This window comes from Streptomyces sp. NPDC051064, assembly GCF_044455985.1.
In the GTDB taxonomy this organism is placed as follows: Bacteria; Actinomycetota; Actinomycetes; order Streptomycetales; family Streptomycetaceae; genus Streptomyces.
Window position 1 is genome coordinate 1,198,941 of record NZ_JBITFK010000001.1, and the last position, 17,211, is coordinate 1,216,151.

The window sequence follows — 17,211 nt, forward strand, 5'->3', positions numbered from 1 at the left end:
ACGTCCCGCACTACGACCGCCCGGCGCGCAGACCGTCGATGACGATGGCGAGCATGCGTTCGCCGCGTTCCTGCCAGTCGGGCCCACCGGCCTTCCACAGGAACGACACGAGCAGCAGGACCTCGTCGGCGTCGGCGTCGGGGCGCAGCTCCCCCGCCTCCTTGCAGGCGGTCAGCAGCCGGTCCAGCGCGGCGATGACCGGCGCGTAGTACTCGTTGCCCAGGTCGGCACGGGTGGCGGCCTCGACGGCCAGGGACGCGCCGTGCTTGATCCGGCCGTAGGCGGCGAGGCGACCGAACCAGAGGCGGAGCGCGTCCAGCGGCTCGTGCTCCGTGAGCAGGGCCGGGGCGGCGTCGACGAGGGCCTCGACGTCCTCCCGGTAGACGGCGACGAGCAGTGCCTCGCGGTTGGGGAAGTTCCGGTACATGGTGCCCTGGCCGATGCCGACCGCCTTCGCGATCGACTGGAGGGTCGCGTCGGGGGTTTCGGTGAACACGGCGCGCGCGGTGTCGATGATGCGCGCCCTGTTGTCCTGCGCGTCCGACCGCGTGGCGCGGCGGCGTGGCTCCGTCATCGACTCTCCCTCGTTCCGGGCGTACGGGCACCGATTGCTTATCCGGACACATGTCCGCTACCGTGGAATCCGTACTGGACACATGTCCGCTTAACAGTCTAGAGCGTCTGGAACGGAGATTCGGCATGCCTGGAACCGAGGGCAAGGTCGTGGCGATCACAGGGGCGAGCAGCGGGATCGGCGCCGCCACCGCGCGCCTGCTGGCGGAGGGCGGGGCGCGGCTCGTACTCGGCGCCCGCCGGGAGGAACGGCTCGCCGCCCTGGCCGACGAGCTGCGGGAGAAGGGGTGCGAGGTGGCGTTCACCTCGGTCGACGTCACCCGCCGCGAGGACCCGGCACGCCTGGTGGAGCTGGCCCGTGAACGCTTCGGCCGGCTGGACGTCCTCGTCGGCAACGCGGGGATCGGCCCGGTGTCACCCCTCGACGACCTGCGGGTGGACGACTGGGACGCGATGATCGACGTGAACGTCAAAGGACTGCTGTACGGCATCGCGGCCGCCCTCCCCGTCTTCCGGAGCCAGGGGCACGGCCAGTTCGTGCACACCCTGTCGACCGCCGCCTACCGGACGGTGCCCACCATGGCCGTCTACTCGGCCTCCAAGGTCGCCGCGCGCACTCTCACCGAGGGCCTGCGGCAGGAGGCCGGGCCGTCGATCCGGGTCTCCGCGGTCTCGCCGGGGTTCGTGGCCACCGACTTCATCGACTCCGTGCCGGACGCGGGTCTGCGTGCGCGGATGAACGAGTCGAAGGAGGAGGCGGCCATCCCGCCGGCGGCGGTGGCGCGAGCCATCCGGTTCGCGATCGAGCAGCCCGACGACGTCGACGTCAACGAGATCGTCGTCCGGCCGACCGCCCAGGCCTGAGGTGGCCCGACGGCACGGCGGGGAGCGCCGCACGGGGTGTCCCGGCAGGCGGGCGGGCGGTACGAGGCCCGGGGCCACCTCAGGACGTCGGGCCGAAACGCAGCGCCGGGTCAGGCCGGCTGGAGATCTACGGGCCTTCGGCCGCCGGCCGAAGGCCCGGCGCAGGCCGCAGCGCGCGCCACCGTGGCCCCGGGCGGTCGCTGTCCTCGCGGTGCTCTCACTGCACGCGCGCGGAGGCCCGGCCCGAGCGGTCGCCCTCGTCCTCCTCGTCCTCGTCCTCGTCCGGCACATGGACGTCGAAGACGTAGATGTTGATCTCGACGACCTCCAGACCGGTCATCGACTCCACCGCGTCCGTCACCTGGGTCCTGATGCGGTCGGCCAGCTTGTGGATCTGGACGCCGTACTCCACCTCCACGTCCACGTCGATCGCGGCCTGCTTCTCGCCCACTTCCACCTTGACGGCACGCCCCGCCCCGGACGACCCCGACCTCCGTCCCGTGACCGCGCCTATGGCCTTCGAAGCCCCGCGGCCGACCGAATACACGCCGTCGGTCTCGCGGATGGCGATTCCGGCGATGGTGGCGACGACACCGTCGGCGATGGTCGTCGTGCCCCGCCCGGCCTGCCCCGTGCTCCTGTCCGCGGTTGAACTCCCGCCCTGGGTCCCGACATCAGCCATGACTGCCTCACAGAGAGTTGATGCGACGAGGCTGCTCGTGTCCCCGTCGGCTCCTCATTTCACTGTGCGCCTGCCCGCCGCCGACCGCCATCGAGGCGTACGCAGCGCTCGCCGCGGCCACGCTCCGCTACCGGCGCTCAGCTGAGCCGGGCGTGCTCAGCATCACCCTGGACAGCCACCGTGACCGCCGGGTAACTTTTGACCAGGACTGAGCAAGCGCTTAGCCACCGCGACCGACGCTGAAGCTGACACCAGGAGGCATCCCGTGCGCCGTACGGTTTACAACGAGGACCACGAGGCGTTCCGGGAGACCATCCGCGCCTTCATCGAGTCCGAGGTCGTCCCCGTCTACGACGAGTGGTTCGCGGCGGGCCAGGCGCCCCGCGACTTCTACTACAAGCTCGCCGAGCTGGGGATCTTCGGCATCGAGGTGCCCGAGGAGTACGGCGGCGCGGGCGTGGAGTCCTTCAAGTTCGAGGCGATCCTGTACGAGGAGACCGCCCGCGCGGGCATCTCCTTCGGCGGCTCCGGGGTGCACGTCCTGCTCTGCCTGCCGTACCTCAAGGCGTACGCCACCGAGGAGCAGAAGAAGCGCTGGCTGCCGGACTTCGTCTCCGGCAGGTCCATGTACGCGATAGCCATGACGGAGCCGGGCACCGGTTCGGACCTGGCCGGCATGAAGACGACCGCCAAGCTCTCCGAGGACGGCACGCACTACGTCCTCAACGGCGCCAAGACCTTCATCACCGGTGGTGTGCACGCCGACAAGGTCATCGTCTGCGCCCGCACGGACGCCCCCAAGGCCGACGACCGCCGCCACGGCATCTCGCTCCTGGTGGTCGACACCAAGTCCGAGGGCTACTCGGTCGGACGCAAGCTCGACAAGCTGGGCCTGAAGGTCTCCGACACCGCCGAACTGGCCTTCGTGGACGTCAAGGTGCCCGTCGAGGACCTGCTGGGTGAGGAGAACAAGGGCTTCTCCTACCTCGGCCAGAACCTCCCGCAGGAGCGCCTGGGCATCGCGGTCGGCGCGTACGCGCAGGCCGCCGCCGCCGTGCGGTTCGCCCAGCAGTACACGCAGGACCGCACCGTCTTCGGCAAGACCGTCGCGTCCTTCCAGAACACCAAGTTCGAGCTGGCCGCCTGCAAGGCCGAGGTCGACGCGGCCGAGGCCGTCTGCGACCGGGCGATCGAGGCCCTGGACGCCGGTGAGCTCACCCCCGCCGAGGCCGCCTCGGCGAAGCTGTTCTGCACCGAGGTCGCGCACCGCGTGATCGACCGCTGCCTCCAGCTGCACGGCGGCTACGGCTTCATGAACGAGTACCCGATCGCCCGCCTCTACACGGACAACCGGGTCAACCGCATCTACGGCGGCACCAGCGAGGTCATGAAGTCGATCATCGCCAAGTCCATGGGCCTCTGAGAACGGCTACGTTTCTCCTTCATGAGCGCAGCACTTGAATCCCTGCTCGATCTGCTCGACCTGGAGCAGATCGAGCAGGACATCTTCCGGGGCATGAGCCGTTCCGCGGTCGTGCCCCGTGTCTTCGGCGGCCAGGTCGCGGCCCAGGCCCTGGTCGCCGCCGGGCGTACGGTCCCCGAGGACCGGGGAGCCCACTCCCTGCACGCGTACTTCCTGCGTCCCGGGGACCCGGGCGCGCCGATCGTCTACAGCGTGGACCGGATCCGCGACGGGCGGTCCTTCACCACCCGCCGGGTCGTCGCCGTCCAGCACGGGAAGCCGATCTTCCACCTCTCGGCGTCGTTCCAGGTGCACGAGGAGGGCATGGACCACCAGGCGGTCATGCCCCCGGCCCCGGACCCGGAGACCCTGCCGACCGCGGCGGAGATGCTGCCCCGGTACGCGCACCGCTTCACGGACCCGCGCATGGCGGACCGGCTGCTGGAGGCCCGGGCCGCGGTCGACCTGCGGTATGTGGACGCCCCGCCGTTCGCCACCGCCGGTGAGCCGCGCGAGCCGCGCTCCCAGGTCTGGTTCCGGACGCACGGCAAGCTGGCGGACGACCCGCTGCTGCACGTCTGCATGGCGACGTACGTCTCCGACATGACGCTGCTCGACTCGGTGCTGCTCGCCCACGGGCGCGGCGGCTGGTCGGTCGGTGACGTGGTGGGCGCCAGCCTCGACCACGCGATGTGGTTCCACCGCCCCTTCCGGGCGGACGAGTGGCTGCTGTACGACCAGGAGTCGCCCTCCGCGTCCGGCGGGCGCGGTCTCGGCCAGGCCAGGATCTGGACGGCGGACGGGAAGCTGGCCATCACGGTCATCCAGGAGGGCCTGGTCCGCGTCCCGAGGGACTGAAGCCCGCACGTTCGGACATACTGCCCCCCATGAGTGACGACCGGTCCGGCGGCAGCGAGTCCACGTTCACCGTCGTCGTCGCGGCGGTCGCCAATCTCGGCATCGCCGTGGCGAAGCTGGTGGCGGGACTGATCAGCGGTTCGAGCGCGATGCTGTCGGAGGCCGCGCACTCGGTCGCCGACACCGTCACCGAGGTCATGCTCCTCACCGCGCTCAAGCGCAGCGAGAAACCCGCGGACGAGGACCATCCGCTGGGCTACGGCCCCGAGCGGTACATCTGGGCGATGCTCGCAGCCGTCGCGACGTTCGTGGGCGGAGCGGTGTTCTCCCTCTACGACGGGATCCACACCCTGCTGCGGGGCGAGGAGCTCGGCGATCCGCTCGTGTCGTACCTCGTGCTCGCCGTCGCCTTCCTGCTGGAGGGCTTCTCGCTGCGTACGGGCGTCCGGCAGGTGCGGGGTGAGGCCATGCGGCTCCGGATGCCCGCGCCGCACTATCTGCGGCGGACGCCCGACACGGCGGTCAAGGCCGTGGTGATGGAGGACTCGGCGGCGCTGGCCGGGCTGCTGCTGGCGGCCGGCGGCCTGCTCGGCGGGCAGCTCTCGGGCTCCGGGGTGTGGGACGGGATCGCCTCCGTCCTGATCGGCGTACTGCTCGTGTACGTGGTATGGGTGCTCTGCCGGTCCAACGCACAGTTGCTGATCGGCCGGCCGCTCCCGGCCGGGATGCGGGACGGGGTGCGCGAGGAGCTGCTGTCCGTGCCGCACATCGTCGAGGTGGTGGAGCTGACCACGCTGATCCAGGGGCCGTCGGAGATGCTGATCGCGGCGAAGATCGACTTCCGGGACGCGTCGACGGCCGCGCAGATCGAGTGGGCGTGCGAGGAGGCGGAGCAGCAGCTGCGGGAGCGCTACCCGTCGATCCGGCGGGTGTACCTGGATCCGACACCGGGGCGCGCGCAGCGTCTGGCGGCGCGCGCCGGCGGCTGAGAGGGGCGCGGGCGTGCCGGCCGCGCCGCCGGAATGTGAGACTGCTGCGAGGTGTGGGGTCCGCGCTCCCCGGGAGGGGTAGGACCGTGCCGATCTCTTTCCCGACAGAGGAGAACCGGCCGTGCCGCAGCGCCCCGCCCCCATCGTGCTCGACCCCGCCGCCCGTGACGCCGACGCCGAGCACGAGCTGTTACGTGCTCAGGGGCCCGCGGCGCGTATCGACATCCTCGGTGTGGAGGCCTGGTCCGTCTCCGATCCGGCCCTGCTCAAGGAGCTTCTGACCAGCCCGGACGTCTCCAAGGACGCGCGCCGGCACTGGCCGGGTTTCGAGGAGGCGGTCCAGAGCTGGCCGCTGGCCCTGTGGGTCGCCGCAACGAACATGTTCACCGCGTACGGAGGCGAGCACCGCCGCCTGCGCCGCATCGTCGCCCCGGCGTTCAGCGCCCGGCGCATCGCCGCGCTGAGGCCGACCGTCGAGTCCATCGTGGAACAGCTGCTGGACGGCTTGGAGGCCACGCCACGAGGTGAAGTGGCGGACCTGCGCGAGCGGTTCGCGTATCCGCTGCCCATCACGGTCATCGGACGCCTCCTGGGCGTCCCCGACCAGCGGGCCGACGAGTTCCGTGTTCTCGTCAACGACGTCTTCTCCACCACCCTGACCCCGGAAGAAGCAGCCGCCAACACGGCCCAGTTGTACGCCATGCTCGACGTCCTCATCGCGGGCAAGCGGGCCGAGCCGGGCGAGGACGTGGCGTCGGTGCTGATCGCCCTGGGCGAGGAAGGGGCCGACGGACAGGGTCTGGCCGAGGAGGAGTTGCGCGACACGCTGCTCCTGATGATCAACGCCGGCTACGAGACCACCGTCAACCTGATCGACCAGGCCGTCACGACGCTGCTCACCGACCCCGCGCAGCTCGCCCACGTCCGTGCGGGCCGCGCGTCGTGGCCGGACGTCGTGGAGGAGACGCTGCGTCACTCGCCCCCGGTGAAGCACCTGCCCCTGCGGTACGCCGTCGTCGACATCCCGCTGCCCGACGGGCAGACCATCGCCAAGGGCGAGGCGATCCTGGCGTCCTACGCGGCGGCCAACCGCCACCCCGGCTGGCACGACGATCCGGACACCTTCGACGTCACCCGGATCACCAAGGAGCACCTCGCCTTCGGGCACGGGATCCACTTCTGCCTCGGGGCGGCCCTGGCCAGGATGGAGGCGGAGATCGCCCTGAGCGCCTTCTTCGACCGCTTCCCCGACGCCGAGATCGCTCCCGGCGAAGGGGACATGGGTCCGGTGGCCTCGCTGATCAGCAACGGCCACCGGTCCCTGCCCGTCCGCCTGCGGCCCTCGGCGTCCCCGGACGAGAGGCCCTAGACCCGGTCGGCGGAGGGGAGCAGCCCGGCCGCGTCCAGCAGGTAGTCGGTCATCGGGTCGTAGTAGCGCGGGTCGGTGACGTGGTCGTCGAGCGGCACAGTGACCTGGAGGGTGCCCTCCGCCTCGCCCAGGAAGAGCGCGGGGTCGTTGCAGTCCGCGTAACCGATCGAGTCGATCCCGCGCTGCCCCGCGCACCCGGCCCACCCGTGGTCGGCCACGACCAGGTCGGGCCGGGGCCGGCCCTCGCGCTCCAGGCCGTCCAGGATGGCGGCCATCGGCACCGGTGAGTGCGTGTGCCACAGGGTCGCGCCGCGCTCCAGGACGGCGACGTCGGCGAACTGGAAGACCATGCCCTCGTCCGCCATCAGGCCGCCGGGGATCCGTACGATCTCGCATCCGGCGGCCCGCAGCGCGTCCGCGGTCTGCCGGTGCACGTCGAGCAGACCGCCCGGGTGGCCGGTGGCGAGCAGCACCCGTTCCCCGTCGGCCGCCGCCTTCCGCAGCCGTGCGGCCATCCGGTCGAGCGCGTCGACCGTCAGCTCGGGGTCGATGGTGTCCTGGCCCTGGCGGTGCTCCGGGTCGTCGTTGACCCCGCATCTCTCGGCCATCACGGCGAGGACGTCCTGCTCGTCGGTCCACCGGTCGCCGAGCTCCAGCCCCAGCCAGAAATGGCGGTTGCCGTTGGCGAGCTGGCGGTAGTGGGAGAGGTTGTTGTCGCGGGGAGTGGCGACGTCGCCCGCGATACGTGTGCGGACGAGGTGCTCGACGAGTTCGGCGCGGCTGGGTATCGGCATGCACCCATTGTGCCGTCGGCGACGCACTGTGTGCCCGGTGTCTCGTTCGGCGGAATCCTCCGCGGCACGGTGCGCCGCGTGGCTACGCGGTCCGGGCATTGCGGCCGCCGGCACGAGGACCGCGAGTCCGAGCCACAGCAGCACGGCGGACGTGGCGATGACGGACGGGAGCGGCACCTGACCGCTCCCCCGGGTTACGAGGCCGCCGCCTCGAAGGCCCCGCGCGCCAGCCGGTGCAGCAGGGCTGCCGTGGCGGCCCTGCCCGGGAGCGCTTCGGGGCGGGTCAGGTGGGGGGTGGAGTTCAGCAGGCCGAACACCGCGTGGACGGTGACCCGGGCCTCGTTCTCCGCGAGGTCCGGGTAGAGGGCGCGTACGGCCTCGACCCAGACCTCGACGTACTGCCGCTGGAGCTGGCGCACGCGCTTGCGGTCGGTGTCACGCAGGCGGTCCAGCTCGCGGTCGTGGAGGGTGATCAGGGGGCGGTCGTCCAGGGCGAAGTCGATGTGGCCCTCGATGAGCGCGTCCAGGAGTGCGTCCGGGGAGCCGTCGCGGGAAGCGCCGCCCTCCGTGACACGCAGCTTCCCGCCGGCCAGCAGGCGCTCGCTGATGCCGACGAGCAGTTCGGCGAGCATCGCGTCCTTGCCGGGGAAGTGGCGGTAGAGGCCGGGGCCGCTGATGCCGACCGCGGCCCCTATCTCGTCGACCCCGACACCGTGGAATCCGCGCTCGGCGAAGAGGCGGGCGGCCTCCCGGAGGATCTGCTCGCGGCGGGTGGGAGCCGCGACACGGGCGGCGGCATGGGTGCTCATGAGGATTCATTCTAGACAGGCGGGTTAGCGCTCGTTAACCTGAGCACCATGCGTTAACGCTCATTAACTATCGTCCGACTACTGCGGTACGGGCAAGGGGGCTCGACAGGATGCAGCAGGCACCGGTCCTGGTGAGCGCGGCCGATCCCGCCTCGGAGGCCTGGCAGGCCAACGAGGCGGCGCATCACGCGCTCGCCGAGGAGCTGCGCACGCGGCTCGCCACGGCACGGCTCGGCGGAGGTGAGAAGGCCCGCGCCCGGCATGTGGCGCGCGGCAAGCTGCTGCCCCGGGAGCGGGTGGACACGCTGCTCGACCCGGGCTCGCCCTTCCTGGAGCTGGCACCGCTCGCGGCCGAGGGGCTGTACGGGGGCGCGGCGCCTGCCGCCGGGGTGATCGCCGGGATCGGGCGGGTCAGCGGCCGGGAGTGCGTGATCGTCGCCAACGACGCGACCGTCAAGGGCGGCACGTACTACCCGATGACCGTGAAGAAGCACCTCCGCGCCCAGGAGGTGGCCCTGGAGAACCGGCTGCCCTGCCTGTACCTGGTGGACTCGGGGGGCGCGTTCCTCCCGATGCAGGACGAGGTCTTCCCCGACCGGGACCACTTCGGGCGGATCTTCTACAACCAGGCCCGGATGTCGGGCGCCGGTATCCCGCAGATCGCGGCGGTGCTCGGCTCGTGCACGGCGGGCGGGGCGTACGTCCCGGCCATGAGCGACGAGGCCGTCATCGTCCGGAACCAGGGCACGATCTTCCTGGGCGGCCCCCCGCTCGTGAAGGCGGCCACGGGTGAGGTCGTCACGGCGGAGGAGCTGGGCGGCGGCGAGGTCCACTCCCGGACGTCCGGGGTCACCGACCATCTCGCCGAGGACGACGCGCACGCGCTGCGGATCGTGCGGAACATCGTCGCGACCCTCCCCGGGCGCGGGCCGCTTCCCTGGTCCGTGGAGCCCGCCGAGGAGCCGACGGCGGATCCCGCGGGCCTGTACGGGGCGGTGCCCGTCGACTCGCGTACGCCCTACGACGTGCGGGAGGTCATCGCCCGGGTGGTGGACGGCTCCCGCTTCCAGGAGTTCAAGGCGGAGTACGGCCAGACGCTGATCACCGGCTTCGCCCGGATCCACGGCCATCCCGTCGGCATCGTCGCGAACAACGGGATCCTGTTCTCGGAGTCCGCCCAGAAGGGCGCCCACTTCATCGAGCTGTGCGACCAGCGGGGCATTCCGCTGGTCTTCCTCCAGAACATCTCGGGCTTCATGGTCGGCCGGGACTACGAGGCCGGGGGCATCGCCAAGCACGGCGCCAAGATGGTCACGGCCGTGGCGTGCACGCGGGTGCCGAAGCTGACGGTCGTGGTCGGCGGGTCGTACGGCGCGGGGAACTACTCCATGTGCGGCCGGGCCTACGGGCCGCGCTTCCTGTGGATGTGGCCGAACGCCAAGATCTCGGTCATGGGCGGCGAGCAGGCCGCCTCGGTGCTGGCCACCGTCAAGCGCGACCAGATCGAGGGGCGCGGCGAGGAGTGGCCCGCCGAGGAGGAAGAGGCCTTCAAGGACCCGGTCCGCGCGCAGTACGAGCAGCAGGGCAACGCCTACTACGCCACCGCCCGGCTGTGGGACGACGGTGTGATCGACCCGGTGGAGACCCGGCAGGTGCTGGGGCTCGCCCTGACCGCGTGTGCCAACGCCCCGCTGGGCGAGCCCAGTTTCGGCGTCTTCCGGATGTGATGTGAGGACTTCCATGTTCAGCACTGTTCTGGTCGCCAACCGTGGCGAGATCGCGGTCCGGGTCATCCGGACCCTGCGCGAGCTCGGCGTGCGGTCGGTCGCCGTCTTCAGCGACGCGGACGCGGACGCCCGGCACGTCCGGGAGGCGGATACGGCGGTACGGATCGGGCCGGCCCCGGCCGCCGCGAGCTATCTGTCGGTGGAGCGGCTGCTGGACGCCGCCCGACGCACGGGAGCCGAGGCGGTCCACCCGGGTTACGGCTTCCTCGCGGAGAACGCGGGCTTCGCCCAGGCGTGCGCGGAGGCGGGGCTGGTCTTCATCGGCCCGCCCGCCTCCGCGATCTCGTTGATGGGCGACAAGATCCGCGCCAAGGAGACCGTCGCCACCGCGGGGGTGCCGGTCGTGCCGGGCTCCTCCGGGAGCGGGCTCACCGACGCCCAACTGGGCGCGGCTGCCCGGGAGATCGGGATGCCCGTTCTGCTGAAGCCGTCGGCGGGCGGCGGCGGCAAGGGCATGCGGCTGGTGCGCGAGGAGGCGCTGCTCGCCGACGAGATCGCGGCGGCCCGGCGCGAGGCGCGCGCCTCGTTCGGTGACGACACGCTCCTCGTGGAGCGGTGGATCGACCGGCCGCGCCACATCGAGATCCAGGTCCTGGCCGACGGCCACGGCAACGTGGTGCACCTCGGCGAGCGCGAGTGCTCCCTCCAGCGCCGCCACCAGAAGATCATCGAGGAGGCGCCCTCGGTCCTGCTCGACGAGGCGACCCGGGCCGCGATGGGTGAGGCGGCCGTGCAGGCGGCCCGGTCCTGCGGGTACGTGGGCGCGGGCACGGTCGAGTTCATCGTCCCGGGCAGCGACCCCTCCTCGTACTACTTCATGGAGATGAACACCCGTCTCCAGGTCGAGCACCCGGTCACCGAGCTGATCACCGGACTCGACCTGGTGGAGTGGCAGCTCCGGGTCGCCTCCGGCGAGCGGCTGCCGTACGCGCAGGCGGACATCACGCTCACCGGGCACGCCGTCGAGGCCCGGGTCTGCGCCGAGGACCCGGCGCGCGGCTTCCTGCCGTCCGGCGGCACGGTGCTCGCGCTGCACGAGCCGGGGGGCGGCGGGGTGCGGACGGACTCGGGGCTCAGCGAGGGCGTGCCGGTCGGCAGCACGTACGACCCGATGCTGTCGAAGGTCATCGCGTACGGCCCCGACCGTGCGACCGCCCTGCGCCGGCTGCGGGCGGCGCTCGCGGACACGGTGGTGCTGGGCGTCCCGACGAACGCCGGGTTCCTGCGGCGGCTGCTGGCCCATCCGGCGGTGGCCGCGGGCGATCTGGACACCGGCCTCGTGGAGCGGGAGGCGGACGGCCTGGTGCCGGACGGGGTGCCGGAGGAGGTGTACGCGGCGGCGGCGCTGCTGCGGCAGCCGTCGCCCGCTCCCGCCGGCGGCTGGGTCGATCCGTTCTCGGTGCCCAGCGGCTGGCGGCTGGGCGGCACCCCCGCGGAAACCTTCCACCACTTCCGCGTCCCTGGCCATGACCCGGTGCGCGTGGGTCTGCGGACGGGCGCGGAGTCCACGGCGGCGCTGACGTTCGGCCACGCCGGGGACCGGCGGGAGCCCGCGGACGCGTGCGGTCCGGTGCCCTCGCTGCCCGGCGCGGAGAGGTCCCGGCTGGTCGAGGCGTCCGGGCGGCGCGTGGTCGTCGAACTCGACGGCCTGACCCACACGTTCAGCCTGGTGTCGTCCCCGGAGGGGGTCTGGCTCGGCCGGGACGGGGACGCCTGGCACGTCCAGGACCACGACCCGGTGGAGGCGTCCCTCAGCGGTGCCGCCCGTTCGGGCGCCGACACGCTCGCCGCGCCCATGCCCGGGACCGTCACGGTGGTGAAGGTGGCGGTCGGGGACGAGGTCGTGGCCGGGCAGAGCCTGCTGGTCGTCGAGGCGATGAAGATGGAGCACGTCATCTCCGCCCCGCACGCCGGGACCGTCACCGAGCTGGACGTCACCGCAGGTGCCACGGTCGCCATGGACCAGATCCTGGCCGTGGTGGCCCCGAGGGAGGAATCGTGACCGACACCGGACTGCCCATGACGGTGCCCGCGCCGGGGCTGCCCGCCCGGGTCCGTATCCACGAGGTCGGCGCCCGTGACGGACTGCAGAACGAGAAGTCCGTCGTACCGACCGGGGTGAAGGCGGAGTTCATCCGCCGTCTCGCGGAGGCCGGGCTCTCCACGATCGAGGCGACCAGCTTCGTCCATCCGAAGTGGGTGCCTCAACTGGCGGACGCTGAACAGCTGTTCCCGCTCATCGGCGACATCGCGGATGTCGGGGACGTGGCCCTGCCCGTCCTGGTGCCCAACGAACGCGGCCTGGACCGGGCGCTCACTCTCGGTGCCCGCAGGATCGCCGTGTTCGGCTCGGCGACGGAGACGTTCGCCGCCCGCAACCTCAACCGCACGGTGGACGAGTCGCTCGCCATGTTCGAGCCGGTGGTGGCCCGGGCGAAGGCGGCAGGGGTGCATGTGCGCGGCTATCTGTCGATGTGCTTCGGGGACCCGTGGGAAGGCGCCGTGCCCGTCGCGCAGGTCGTGCGGGTCGCGAAGGCGCTGATGGACCTCGGCTGCGACGAGCTCTCCCTCGGCGACACGATCGGCGTGGCCACCCCGGGCCATGTGACGGCGCTGCTGACCGCGCTGAACGGGGCGGGGGTCCCCACCGGCACGATCGGGGTGCACTTCCACGACACGTACGGCCAGGCGCTCTCCAACACCCTGGCCGCGCTCCAGCACGGTGTGACGACGGTGGACGCCTCGGCCGGCGGCCTCGGCGGCTGCCCGTACGCGAAGAGCGCGACCGGAAATCTCGCCACCGAGGATCTCGTGTGGATGCTCGACGGCCTCGGTGTCGAAACCGGGGTCGATCTCGGCGCACTCACCGCCACAAGCGTGTGGATGGCCGAACAGCTGGGCCGCCCGAGCCCTTCCCGTACCGTCCGCGCGCTGTCCCACAAGGAGTGAACGACCCATGTCCCTTGACCACCGGCTGACCGCCGAGCACGAGGAACTGCGCCGCACCGTCGAGGAGTTCGCACACGATGTGATCGCCCCGAAGATCGGCGACTTCTACGAGCGCCACGAGTTCCCGTACGAGATCGTGCGGGAGATGGGGCGCATGGGCCTGTTCGGCCTGCCCTTCCCGGAGGAGTACGGCGGCATGGGCGGCGACTACCTCGCCCTCGGGATCGCCCTGGAGGAGCTGGCCCGGGTCGACTCCTCCGTGGCGATCACGCTGGAGGCGGGTGTCTCGCTCGGCGCCATGCCGGTCTACCGGTTCGGGACCGAGGAGCAGAAGCAGCGGTGGCTGCCGAAGCTGTGCGCGGGCGAGGCGCTCGGCGCGTTCGGTCTGACGGAGCCGGACGGCGGCTCGGACGCGGGCGGGACGCGGACGACGGCCGTTCTGGACGAGGCGGCCGGCGAGTGGGTGATCAACGGCTCCAAGTGCTTCATCACCAACTCCGGTACGGACATCACGGAGCTGGTCACGGTGACGGCGGTCACCGGCCGCAAGGAGAACGGCGCCCCGCGCATCTCCGCGATCATCGTCCCGTCGGGCACCCCCGGCTTCACGGTGGCCGCCCCGTACTCCAAGGTCGGCTGGAACGCCTCGGACACCCGTGAGCTGTCCTTCTCCGACGTCCGCGTCCCGGCGGCGAACCTGCTGGGTGAGGAGGGCCGCGGTTACGCGCAGTTCCTGCGGATTCTGGACGAGGGCCGGATCGCGATCTCGGCGCTCTCGACGGGCCTGGCGCAGGGCTGTGTGGACGAGTCACTGAAGTACGCGAAGGAGCGGCACGCCTTCGGGAAGCCGATCGGCGCCAACCAGGCCATCCAGTTCAAGATCGCGGACATGGAGACGCGGGCGCACATGGCCCGGGTCGGCTGGCGGGACGCGGCCTCGCGGCTGGTGGCGGGCGAGCCGTTCAAGAAGGAGGCCGCGATCGCGAAGCTGTACTCCTCGACGGTGGCGGTGGACAACGCCCGCGAGGCGACGCAGATCCACGGGGGCTACGGCTTCATGAACGAGTATCCGGTGGCCCGCATGTGGCGCGACTCCAAGATCCTGGAGATCGGCGAGGGCACGAGCGAGGTCCAGCGGATGCTGATCGCCCGGGAGCTGGGGATGGACGCCTGACGGGCGGGGCCGACACGGCATATACTCCATCTCAGGCGTATATACCCATCGGGCCCCAGGAGGTCCGCCATGACGAAGACCCTCGTGGACGTGGACGACCAGATGCTGGCGTTCGCCCAGCAGCAGCTCGGCACCTCGACCAAGCGGGAGACGATCAACCGGGCACTGACGATAGCTGCCGCGGTGAGTGCGGACGACCGGGCCCGGGCCTTGCGCTGGCTGCAGGACAACGCGGACCAGTTCCTGGACTTCGATGTCCTCGAAGACCGGGAGCGGTCAGGACTGTGAGCTATCTCGCCGACACATCGGCCGTCTGGCGGCTGCTCCGGCGCCAAGTAGGAGAGCCCTGGCCGAGGCGCGTCGCCCAGGGACTCGTGTCGCTCTGCCCACCCGTGGAGTCCGAGCTCATGCCGGCCCTTTGGACGGACCGGGACCATGAACCGTTCTTCACCATGCTCGGTCAGACCTTCGGATGGGCTCCCGCACTCGAAGACCCCTGGCCGAGGATCATCGAAGTGCAGCGAGAGCTCGTGAGGATCGGCCACCACCGGGGGCCCTCGCCCATCGACATCCTCATCGCCCTCACAGCCCGACAGCACCGGCTCACCGTGCTGCACGTGGACGATGACTTCGGCGCGATCGCGAAGGTGTGCCCGGACATCGACATGCTGCGCCTCCAGCCGGTCACCGGCTGAGCCGGACGTTCGCGAGAGCCGCCTTCCCCGGTCACGGGGGAGGCGGCTTTCCCGTGGGCCGGAGACGGAACGGCCGCCCCCCTTGCCCTCCCCGTCCACGGCATGTGAGGTTAGGCTAGCCTACCTTCGAATCGTCAGCGGGCGCCCTGAGGCGCGTACGAAAGCAGACCCACTCATGCCCAACCTCCGGACCAGCCCACTCTCCCGCCGCGGCCTGCTGGCCGCCGGTGGCGCCGTCGGTCTCGGTGCCGTCCTCGCAGCCTGTGGCGACGGCGACGAGAAGAGCTCCGCCTCGGGTTCGGGTACGGAGAAATCCGGCCCCTGGTCCTTCAAGGACGACCGCGGGCAGACGGCCGAGGCCGAGTCCGTGCCGAAGAACATCGTCGCGTTCATCGGTGTCGCCGCCGCGCTCCACGACTACGGCGTCGAGGTCAAGGGTGTCTTCGGCCCGACGAAGACCTCCGACGGCAAGGCCGATGTACAGGCCGGCGACCTGGACATCAGCAAGGTCGAGGTGCTCGGCAACGTCTGGGGCGAGTTCAACGTCGAGAAGTACGCCGGTCTCGCGCCGGAACTCCTCGTCACCGCCATGTGGGAGAAGGACGCCCTCTGGTACGTGCCGGACCAGTCCAAGGACAAGATCCTCAAGCTGGCCCCGAGCGTCGCCCTGTGGGCCGCGCAGACCACCGTGCCGAAGGCGATCCAGCGTCACGAGGACCTCGCCGCCTCCCTCGGCGCCGACGTCAAGGCCAAGAAGGTCACCGACGCCAAGGCCGCGTTCGAGAAGGCGGCGGCCCGGCTGCGCGCCGCCGCCAAGTCCCAGCCGAACATCAAGGTCATGATCGGCTCTGCCAGCCAGGACCTGTTCTACGTCTCCCTCGCCAAGACGTCCGCCGACACCCTGTACTTCCAGGAGCTCGGCGTGCAGTTCGTCGAGCCGAAGGTCAACGCGGCCGGCTTCTTCGAGGAGCTGAGCTGGGAGAACGTCGACAAGTACGACGCCGACATCATCATGATGGACAACCGCTCCTCGGCCCTGCAGCCCGACGCCCTGACCTCCAAGCCGACCTGGGCCCAGCTGCCCGCCGTCAAGGCCGGCCAGGTCGTCCCGCGTACGACGGAGCCCATCTACTCCTACGACAAGTGCGCGCCGATCCTCGACGCCCTCGCCGAGGCCATCGAGAAGGCCAAGAAGGTCAGCTGACCCTGCGGCCCTGCCGGGAGTGGCTCCCGGCAGGGCCCTCGCCGTTCCGGTTCCTGGGAGGACCCCTCGCATGACGACCGCCACCGCACCCGCCGTCGCCCCCTTCCGGTTCTTCGGCCTGACGGTCCTCAGGACCAGCAGGCTGAGCCCCTCCCTGCGGAGAATCACCTTCGGCGGACCGGGGAGCGACGGCTTCGTCGCCGGGGGCCGGGACCAGAGCCTCTCGATCTTCCTGCCACATCCGGGCGAGACCGAGGCGGTCGTCCCGGTCGACGAGAACGGTGAGTGGTTCGCGGCCTGGCGGGCCCTGCCCCCGGAGGTCCGGGCCGTGATGAGGTCGTACACCGTGCGCGCCCAGCGGTACGCCCCGGACGGCTCGACCGAGATCGACATCGACTTCGCCCTCCACGAGGACGGCGGGCCGGCCTGCCGCTGGGCCGAGGCCGCCACGCCGGGGCAGCGGCTCACCGTGCTGGGCCCCACCGGCGAGGACAACAACGGGATCCGCTTCCAGCCGCCGCGGGACACCGGCTGCGTGCTGATCTGCGCCGACGAGACGGCACTTCCCGCCGCCTCGGCCGCCCTGGAGTGGCTGCCGGCCGGCACGAAGGCCAGGGTCTGGCTGGAGGTCCCGCACACCCAGGACCGGCTGGACATCCGCACCGAGGCCGACGCGCACATCACCTGGCTCGTACGGGACGAGGGCGCTCCCTCCGCCGTGGACGCCGTGCGCGCCGCCGCACTGCCCGGGGGCGCCCCGTACGTCTGGATCGCCGGCGAGTCGTCCGGGGTCAGGGCACTGCGCCGCCACTTCGTGCGGGAGCGGGAGTTCGACCGCAGGCGCGTCACCTTCGTCGGCTACTGGCGGCGCGGGCTGAGCGAGGAGCAGCTCCGGGAGGAAGCGGCGCGGGCGGCCGCGTAACACGCCTGCGTTTCTTGTGGGGTTCCTGTGACGGACCCCCCGGGGGGGGCGAGGATCGCGAAGTTGTTAGGTTAGGCTTA

The 17,211-nt window shown here is 71.4% G+C and carries 17 protein-coding genes; 13 read left to right on the top strand and 4 right to left on the bottom strand.

Annotation, left to right across the window (positions count from 1 at the left end):
* Positions 1–10: 10 nt before the first annotated feature.
* Entirely contained in the window at positions 11–574 is a 564-nt protein-coding gene (locus ACIBCU_RS05520; RefSeq protein ID WP_399229428.1) for a TetR/AcrR family transcriptional regulator, read from the bottom strand.
* Positions 575–699: 125 nt separating this feature from the next.
* Between ACIBCU_RS05520 and ACIBCU_RS05525 the strand changes: the two genes are divergently transcribed.
* Entirely contained in the window at positions 700–1,437 is a 738-nt protein-coding gene (locus ACIBCU_RS05525; RefSeq protein WP_362926722.1) for an SDR family oxidoreductase, read from the top strand.
* A 217-nt stretch (positions 1,438–1,654) separates the two neighbouring features.
* Here the strand turns inward: ACIBCU_RS05525 and ACIBCU_RS05530 are convergent, their stop codons facing one another.
* Positions 1,655–2,119, bottom strand: coding sequence for an Asp23/Gls24 family envelope stress response protein (locus ACIBCU_RS05530; RefSeq protein ID WP_362926724.1), 465 nt, complete (start codon positions 2,117–2,119; stop codon positions 1,655–1,657).
* Positions 2,120–2,384: 265 nt separating this feature from the next.
* On the opposite strand from ACIBCU_RS05530, the gene ACIBCU_RS05535 reads away from it, so the two are divergent.
* The 4 genes from ACIBCU_RS05535 to ACIBCU_RS05550 all read left to right on the top strand — a co-directional run bounded on the left by ACIBCU_RS05535 (position 2,385) and on the right by ACIBCU_RS05550 (position 6,797).
* Entirely contained in the window at positions 2,385–3,542 is a 1,158-nt protein-coding gene (locus ACIBCU_RS05535) for an acyl-CoA dehydrogenase family protein (protein WP_399229431.1), read from the top strand.
* A gap of 21 nt (positions 3,543–3,563) precedes the next feature.
* Positions 3,564–4,439, top strand: a complete 876-nt coding sequence (locus ACIBCU_RS05540; RefSeq protein WP_362926728.1) for an acyl-CoA thioesterase II — start codon at positions 3,564–3,566, stop codon at positions 4,437–4,439.
* Positions 4,440–4,468: 29 nt separating this feature from the next.
* Positions 4,469–5,428: a cation diffusion facilitator family transporter gene (locus ACIBCU_RS05545; RefSeq protein WP_399229434.1), complete on the top strand. Its 960-nt coding sequence runs from the start codon at positions 4,469–4,471 to the stop codon at positions 5,426–5,428.
* Positions 5,429–5,549: 121 nt separating this feature from the next.
* A complete protein-coding gene (locus tag ACIBCU_RS05550) occupies positions 5,550–6,797 on the top strand; it encodes a cytochrome P450 (RefSeq protein WP_362926732.1) in 1,248 nt (415 codons plus the stop codon).
* On the opposite strand, the gene ACIBCU_RS05555 is transcribed toward ACIBCU_RS05550, so the two are convergent.
* On the bottom strand, positions 6,794–7,591 hold the full coding sequence (locus ACIBCU_RS05555) for a phosphatase (protein WP_362926734.1): 798 nt from the start codon (positions 7,589–7,591) through the stop codon (positions 6,794–6,796). The genes ACIBCU_RS05550 and ACIBCU_RS05555 overlap by 4 nt on opposite strands.
* Positions 7,592–7,785: 194 nt before the next feature.
* Complete coding sequence (locus ACIBCU_RS05560; RefSeq protein ID WP_362926736.1) at positions 7,786–8,400, bottom strand: TetR/AcrR family transcriptional regulator; 615 nt, start codon at positions 8,398–8,400, stop codon at positions 7,786–7,788.
* Positions 8,401–8,510: 110 nt separating this feature from the next.
* On the opposite strand from ACIBCU_RS05560, the gene ACIBCU_RS05565 reads away from it, so the two are divergent.
* The 8 genes from ACIBCU_RS05565 to ACIBCU_RS05600 all read left to right on the top strand — a co-directional run bounded on the left by ACIBCU_RS05565 (position 8,511) and on the right by ACIBCU_RS05600 (position 17,131).
* Positions 8,511–10,127: a carboxyl transferase domain-containing protein gene (locus tag ACIBCU_RS05565; RefSeq protein WP_399229437.1), complete on the top strand. Its 1,617-nt coding sequence runs from the start codon at positions 8,511–8,513 to the stop codon at positions 10,125–10,127.
* A gap of 13 nt (positions 10,128–10,140) precedes the next feature.
* On the top strand, positions 10,141–12,189 hold the full coding sequence (locus tag ACIBCU_RS05570) for an acetyl-CoA carboxylase biotin carboxylase subunit (protein WP_399229439.1): 2,049 nt from the start codon (positions 10,141–10,143) through the stop codon (positions 12,187–12,189).
* A 17-nt stretch (positions 12,190–12,206) separates the two neighbouring features.
* On the top strand, positions 12,207–13,136 hold the full coding sequence (locus ACIBCU_RS05575) for a hydroxymethylglutaryl-CoA lyase (RefSeq protein WP_399229740.1): 930 nt from the start codon (positions 12,207–12,209) through the stop codon (positions 13,134–13,136).
* Positions 13,137–13,143: 7 nt separating this feature from the next.
* The gene (locus ACIBCU_RS05580; RefSeq protein WP_362926742.1) at positions 13,144–14,310 is read left to right on the top strand and encodes an acyl-CoA dehydrogenase family protein; all 1,167 of its coding nucleotides are present in this window, start codon (positions 13,144–13,146) and stop codon (positions 14,308–14,310) included.
* A 69-nt stretch (positions 14,311–14,379) separates the two neighbouring features.
* A complete protein-coding gene (locus ACIBCU_RS05585; protein ID WP_399229442.1) occupies positions 14,380–14,598 on the top strand; it encodes a type II toxin-antitoxin system VapB family antitoxin in 219 nt (72 codons plus the stop codon).
* A 119-nt stretch (positions 14,599–14,717) separates the two neighbouring features.
* The gene (locus tag ACIBCU_RS05590; protein WP_399229445.1) at positions 14,718–15,005 is read left to right on the top strand and encodes a hypothetical protein; all 288 of its coding nucleotides are present in this window, start codon (positions 14,718–14,720) and stop codon (positions 15,003–15,005) included.
* Positions 15,006–15,180: 175 nt separating this feature from the next.
* A complete protein-coding gene (locus ACIBCU_RS05595; RefSeq protein WP_362926748.1) occupies positions 15,181–16,209 on the top strand; it encodes an ABC transporter substrate-binding protein in 1,029 nt (342 codons plus the stop codon).
* A 70-nt stretch (positions 16,210–16,279) separates the two neighbouring features.
* The gene (locus tag ACIBCU_RS05600) at positions 16,280–17,131 is read left to right on the top strand and encodes a siderophore-interacting protein (protein ID WP_399229448.1); all 852 of its coding nucleotides are present in this window, start codon (positions 16,280–16,282) and stop codon (positions 17,129–17,131) included.
* The last annotated feature ends 80 nt before the right edge of the window (positions 17,132–17,211 follow it).

Bases quoted from the DNA above. Each gene is read 5' to 3' on its own strand.
- ACIBCU_RS05590 (WP_399229445.1), top strand. From the start codon at position 14,718: ATGCCGGCCCTTTGGACGGACCGGGACCATGAACCGTTCTTCACCATG.
- ACIBCU_RS05525 (WP_362926722.1), top strand. From the start codon at position 700: ATGCCTGGAACCGAGGGCAAGGTCGTGGCGATCACAGGGGCGAGCAGC.
- ACIBCU_RS05575 (WP_399229740.1), top strand. From the start codon at position 12,207: ATGACGGTGCCCGCGCCGGGGCTGCCCGCCCGGGTCCGTATCCACGAG.
- ACIBCU_RS05540 (WP_362926728.1), top strand. From the start codon at position 3,564: ATGAGCGCAGCACTTGAATCCCTGCTCGATCTGCTCGACCTGGAGCAG.
- ACIBCU_RS05570 (WP_399229439.1), top strand. From the start codon at position 10,141: ATGTTCAGCACTGTTCTGGTCGCCAACCGTGGCGAGATCGCGGTCCGG.
- ACIBCU_RS05585 (WP_399229442.1), top strand. From the start codon at position 14,380: ATGACGAAGACCCTCGTGGACGTGGACGACCAGATGCTGGCGTTCGCC.
- ACIBCU_RS05580 (WP_362926742.1), top strand. From the start codon at position 13,144: ATGTCCCTTGACCACCGGCTGACCGCCGAGCACGAGGAACTGCGCCGC.
- ACIBCU_RS05600 (WP_399229448.1), top strand. From the start codon at position 16,280: ATGACGACCGCCACCGCACCCGCCGTCGCCCCCTTCCGGTTCTTCGGC.
- ACIBCU_RS05545 (WP_399229434.1), top strand. From the start codon at position 4,469: ATGAGTGACGACCGGTCCGGCGGCAGCGAGTCCACGTTCACCGTCGTC.
- ACIBCU_RS05565 (WP_399229437.1), top strand. From the start codon at position 8,511: ATGCAGCAGGCACCGGTCCTGGTGAGCGCGGCCGATCCCGCCTCGGAG.
- ACIBCU_RS05560 (WP_362926736.1), bottom strand. From the start codon at position 8,400: ATGAGCACCCATGCCGCCGCCCGTGTCGCGGCTCCCACCCGCCGCGAG.
- ACIBCU_RS05530 (WP_362926724.1), bottom strand. From the start codon at position 2,119: ATGGCTGATGTCGGGACCCAGGGCGGGAGTTCAACCGCGGACAGGAGC.
- ACIBCU_RS05555 (WP_362926734.1), bottom strand. From the start codon at position 7,591: ATGCCGATACCCAGCCGCGCCGAACTCGTCGAGCACCTCGTCCGCACA.
- ACIBCU_RS05595 (WP_362926748.1), top strand. From the start codon at position 15,181: ATGCCCAACCTCCGGACCAGCCCACTCTCCCGCCGCGGCCTGCTGGCC.
- ACIBCU_RS05520 (WP_399229428.1), bottom strand. From the start codon at position 574: ATGACGGAGCCACGCCGCCGCGCCACGCGGTCGGACGCGCAGGACAAC.